Below are 2,875 nucleotides of genomic sequence, written 5' to 3' on the forward strand. Positions count from 1 at the left end.
TTGTTCTCGGCGACAAGGAAAAACTATACACAGGTTTTGGGGGTCCTGCAAATCGGGTGGGTGGTTTTTGACGGTGACCGTGCACACTTAATTCCTGAACTGCTGATTCGACTCTTTCCATGTGCCCAATCGCTGGCAATTATTACCGAGCTAGGGCTGAGCGCGGAAACATTATTTCGCAGCTGCACAGAGCATCAGCGCCTGTACCTAGCGAGTTTATTGAACCCTTGAGAAGCGTACGCATATACGCGAACCCAATGAATTGTGCCCACATCAGCCGATTAGACGATGCGGGCGCATGCGTGCGTCTGAGCAAGGCACAAGAAGAGAACGCACATGGCGAAACGATGCATCTGGAGGTTCCATACGCGTGACGGCCAAGGCGGCATCAGCGCAATGACTACCTAGAGCAGTCGGCATTGATGCCGGCCCAATACAGGTCTTGCAGTGCTACGTAAGCACCACCCTCGGCTACGGTGAATAGCAGCGATATTTCGATCGCTGCCACTCCACTTGATGATCTACCGAATACAGGATGAAGTCTATGAAGTTCACGGCGTTGGAACGCTATTGCCACCTCACTGGGCAATCGTATGGCGAGGTGACTCCCGAAGAACAGCAGAGCGATTATCAAGCCGGGGTAACTGAGCTTGACGGACAGCGGTGGCGGATCAGGACCGCAAGGATCACGCCAACAAAGCCAGGTGGGTTCGTAGCCATATGGCATCGGGACGAAACTGGGACTACTGCCCCCTACGAATCCGAAGAGGGACTGCGCGGAGTTATGGTCTTTATCGAGGAAGCCGGCTGTTTCGGCGTCTTCCGCTTTACTCAACAGCACCTCGAGGAGCTGGGCGTCTTCGCCTCAGCATCGGCTCCAGGCAAGCGCGGTTTCCGCGTCTATCCATCATGGACGGCTGGCCTTAAGGGGCAAGCGAAGAAAAGCCAGAATAGTCAGCTGCCTGCGTTCACGTTGCTCGCAGACTAACTTGTCCCGCTCAGACGCCTACTGCAGCTCCATGCGCCGGAACCTGAGTTCTCGTTGCGCACCACGCAAAGGTGAACCTTCAAAAGGCAACTCGCTGAGATCCACAGTCAATGCGGCTTTCAATGCCAACTGGTTCGCTGACTGCGTGGCCCGGTCAGCCAAGCCGAGCACCCTTGCAAGCTCCGCCCAGTGCTTCTTCTTCAGATTCTTAGCCTTGCCGGCAACAGTCAAAGCCATGGTGTCATCGCCGTAGACCAGGGTGCATGGGATGTCGTAGATGGGCGCTACATTAAACCGTCCATGCAAGTCCGCCAGAATCGAGACGTTCTTTCCATGCAAGTCGCCGTTGCCAGTTAGCCACGCAAAGACGAACTGCATGTATAGATTGCGCCTGGCGAGCACCGGAGCCTGGCACTGCAGCGCTAAGGCTTCAATAGCTTGTTCCGTGCTCACTGCATACTTGCTTGCCGGCGGAAGGTTCAATACCTGCATGGCATCTTCCAACGCCAAACGCGTGGGACTATCCGCCCCCTCGACACCCTCGCGATCGAACCTCTCGACCAGCAGCCCCGGACTCCCAGTGGAATCCAGTACTAGCCGATTGTTTGCGACCGGAAGTTTGAGCAATCGCGCTGCTTTCAGGTGCTGCGCCTCATTAACGACCAAATGCGGATGATCCCGGGGATCAAGCTTGAGCAGATAGGCGCTGTTCTTGAACTCCACTGGTGTTGTCAGCATGGTTGCGCTGATCTTGTCTTGCACGCCGGGGATCGAGTGGCGGTCCAAGGTGCGCGTGAGGACCGAGAAGTCGAGTTCGGCCGTGCTGCTGAATTCAGCAACCACGGGGGTTTGCTCCAGTGCTGATCCTTCCGGAACAACGCGTACATTGCCTGGAGTATCGGCGCCCACTGCCATCAGCAGAGTCAACTCGTCAGAGATGCTGGTCTTGGTTGCGTCCTTGAGAACGGTCAGGCGATGGCCTTCGGGCAATAGTCCCGAGAAGAACGATGGCAACGCGCCCCCAGGCCCAACGTAGGCCTCCGGGGAAGCTGGCAAAGATGTCGCAATGCCCGCGCCACCATGTGCAAGGTAGTCCTTGTTATAGCTGAAGGCCACGCTTCCGTCGGACTGTCTGGCTAGAGTGCCGGCGAGGTTTTCGTTGCAGTAGACGTCAGCCTTGGTAACAAGCTTGAGCTCTTGGATTTGCGGCTTCATTTGGCCACGCGAATTCGAAGGCCGAGTACATTCGCGACGGAGAGCACCGCTTCAATGGAGGGGTTTCCCGCCCCTCGTTCTATGGAGCGCAGCGTACGTTCGGAGATGCCAGCCAATTCAGCCAGCTGTTCCTGCGTCAGGCCATTCTGTTTTCTAGCGCGCTGCAATTCGGCCCCTAGCTCAGTCACTGAATTCATGAAGGATCCTCTTCCGGCAGCATTTCGCCGATTGGCGACATTCTGCTCACTATCATTCAGCATGGAGCAAGAATCGGCAACAAGTTACCGAAATGATAGCCAGGTGCAAGCAATCGATTGCCAGAGGCATCAAAAGGCAGGATCTTGCCGATTGGGGGACCAGAACCCATCGGATAAAGCACCTGCAACGGAGCGGGCGTTCTCTCCCGTAGTGAGCCGCGGAGGTCCAGGGCCACGCCGTCTGCTTAGTCGCTTCAAGCGCGTCCGATATCGGGACACAGCTTAACCATGGCTGCATTCACAACCCCATGCCTGCCTGGTCGTTCCTTGAGCGGTCTGCGCTAGCGGCCAGCACTCAAGCTCGTTAAAGCAGAAGGGGAGGGGAACCAAGCAGCACCAGCTGCCCAATTCCCCCTCCCCTTCTCGTTAAACAGGTGAGGCCCCGGCACCAAACGGTACCAGGGCCTCAAACCAT

Annotated in this window: 4 protein-coding genes; 2 read left to right on the forward strand and 2 right to left on the reverse strand. The window is 56.5% G+C overall.

What is annotated here, in order from left to right; all coding sequences use genetic code 11:
* A partial coding sequence (locus ACIQTS_RS18035; RefSeq protein ID WP_402474292.1) for a hypothetical protein occupies positions 1-231 on the forward strand: 231 nt, incomplete at its 5' end.
* 313 nt (positions 232-544) lie between these two features.
* Positions 545-988, forward strand: a complete 444-nt coding sequence (locus ACIQTS_RS18040) for a MepB family protein (RefSeq protein ID WP_038993720.1) — start codon at positions 545-547, stop codon at positions 986-988.
* Positions 989-1,006: 18 nt separating this feature from the next.
* Here the strand turns inward: ACIQTS_RS18040 and ACIQTS_RS18045 are convergent, their stop codons facing one another.
* A complete protein-coding gene (locus tag ACIQTS_RS18045) occupies positions 1,007-2,203 on the reverse strand; it encodes a type II toxin-antitoxin system HipA family toxin (RefSeq protein ID WP_402474295.1) in 1,197 nt (398 codons plus the stop codon).
* A complete protein-coding gene (locus tag ACIQTS_RS18050; RefSeq protein ID WP_402474298.1) occupies positions 2,200-2,400 on the reverse strand; it encodes a helix-turn-helix transcriptional regulator in 201 nt (66 codons plus the stop codon). Before ACIQTS_RS18050 ends, ACIQTS_RS18045 begins: the two co-directional genes overlap by 4 nt.
* Between the last annotated feature and the right edge of the window lie 475 nt (positions 2,401-2,875).

The organism is Glutamicibacter sp. NPDC090743, from assembly GCF_044769125.1.
In the GTDB taxonomy this organism is placed as follows: Bacteria; Actinomycetota; Actinomycetes; order Actinomycetales; family Micrococcaceae; genus Glutamicibacter.

Coding starts and splice junctions, on each gene's coding strand:
- ACIQTS_RS18040 (WP_038993720.1), top strand. CDS start 545: ATGAAGTTCACGGCGTTGGAACGCTATTGCCACCTCACTGGGCAATCG.
- ACIQTS_RS18045 (WP_402474295.1), bottom strand. CDS start 2,203: ATGAAGCCGCAAATCCAAGAGCTCAAGCTTGTTACCAAGGCTGACGTC.
- ACIQTS_RS18050 (WP_402474298.1), bottom strand. CDS start 2,400: ATGAATTCAGTGACTGAGCTAGGGGCCGAATTGCAGCGCGCTAGAAAA.